This window comes from Streptomyces chiangmaiensis (assembly GCF_036281785.1).
GTDB lineage: Bacteria > Actinomycetota > Actinomycetes > Streptomycetales > Streptomycetaceae > Streptomyces > Streptomyces chiangmaiensis.
Genome location: NZ_JAYWVC010000531.1, coordinates 1 through 1,678, shown reverse-complemented (window position 1 = coordinate 1,678; position 1,678 = coordinate 1). Strand labels below are relative to the sequence as shown.

1 protein-coding gene and 1 pseudogene are annotated in these 1,678 nt (G+C 68.2%); one reads left to right on the top strand and one right to left on the bottom strand.

Features of this window, described 5'->3' with window-relative positions; all coding sequences use genetic code 11:
- Window positions 1-142 precede the first annotated feature (142 nt).
- A complete protein-coding gene (locus VXC91_RS45280) occupies window positions 143-310 on the bottom strand; it encodes a hypothetical protein (RefSeq protein ID WP_329513156.1) in 168 nt (55 codons plus the stop codon).
- Window positions 311-606: 296 nt separating this feature from the next.
- Between VXC91_RS45280 and VXC91_RS45275 the strand changes: the two are divergent.
- Window positions 607-840 (top strand): annotated as a pseudogene (locus VXC91_RS45275) (IS1380 family transposase); the annotation flags it as partial.
- Window positions 841-1,678: the final 838 nt, after the last annotated feature.

The following is a 1,678-nucleotide window of genomic DNA, read 5'->3' as shown; positions in this document are numbered from 1 at the left end:
TTACCAGGGGCCTTACGGTTGCCCGGACTTGGGCACAGCAGGGGCACGCAGCACAGCCCAGCGATCACAGCGAGCGACGAGCGGTTACCGGGAAAGGCTCAATGAGTGGTGCTGCCTCTCACTGTGGGGTGAGGTCGCGTTCTCACCCTCGCTTGCGGGGGTGTTCGACCCGGATGCGCAGTGGCGCGAGGAGGTTGTTCACGTAGTCGCGGCCCGCCGGGGTGTTCAGCTCCAGCAGGGCTTCCGACGACGGCTTGAGCAGGGCGGGGACGTCCTCGCGTTCGTACAGGACGCAGACCTCGCCGGACACTACGCCGGAGTCTTGACGCGACGGCCAGCGGATGCCCACGGCCCAGTCGGCCTGGCCGCGGATCCAGGAGGTCCCAGCGGCGGGTGCGCGGGTAGTCCGGTGCGGGGGCCTGGACGAGCCAGATGTCCTGGTGGACCGCCGCCAGATGGGCGTTGTCCGTCAGGTCGACCAGCGGCAGGTCGGTGGCCGCGACGACCTTGGACAGCACCATGTCCCGCACCCGTGGCTGGGTGATGCGCCGCCGCCCGTCCGGCCGCATCCGCAGATCGCGGGCCAGGGTCTCGCACACGGCGACAGCCTGGCTCACTCTGGCCGCGCTCGCGCACAACCTCACCCGGGCCCTGGGCTGCCTGGCCTCCGCGTTCCACGTGCGGGCCCGCACCGGCACCATCCGCCACCAACTGGTCGCCGTCCCAGCCCGATTGGCCTCAGGCGGACGCACCCTGACATTCCATCTGCCCGAACGCTGGCCCTGGCAGGACGCCTTCGAGACCCTGTGGACCGCCGTCGGCTGCCGACTGCAAACCTGACCCGCCGACCGACCCGCCCACCCACGACCGAAGGACCTCGGAGGCCCCCGCCACCGGGCCGGCCACCCGGCGATCCCCCACGCCCCGCCGCGGAAATCCGGCACGCAAGCACTCCGAAATGATCACCGGATATCAGTCCGACGGATCCAGGTTGAGGGGTTGGCTCGGTTCGTCCCGCAGACGTTCGAGCGTGTCGGACCAACGGTCTCTCGGCAGCCGAGCGGCCGCGGCCGGGCATCTCGCAGTGGACGGCGGGCAGTTCCGCCAGGAAGCAGGCTCCGAGCGGGAGGCAGGCGATGTGTGTGAGCGCTGCGTGAGCGGACGTGTCAGCACCTGTTGGACCGGCCGTCATGCCGGTCGATGCCGACAAGCAGCTGACCAGGCAAAATCGGATCATGTGTGATCATGAATCATCATCCGTCACGATCTTGCAGGCCCTCGTAATGCCTAGGTCTCGGGTTCGATTCCAGTAAGCCCGCGACACCGGTGTGGGGCTCGCAAGCGTTGGTCGGGCCGCTCCGAACCAGGGACTTCCCAGGGACTTTTCAGGGACTTTCAGCTCTGTCCCGGGGACTTTCCAGGGATTTTACGCTGAGTAAGCGGGAAAGGCCCTGACAGCTTCGAAAGACATAAAGCCCCAGGTCAGGGTCGGTTTGATGTCGGTCGATGCCGCTCAACAGGCCCTTTCCCCGTGCGGTCAACGTGGGCTGCGCGAGGACGCGCGGATGAGGACCTGGCGGGCGCCGCGAGAGTCTCCCGACAGCAGCGCCGCCGTGGGCGCTGGGCCGGGTGAATTCGCCCTGGAACAGCGCCACTTGGCTGCGTCGCCGCACTCGCT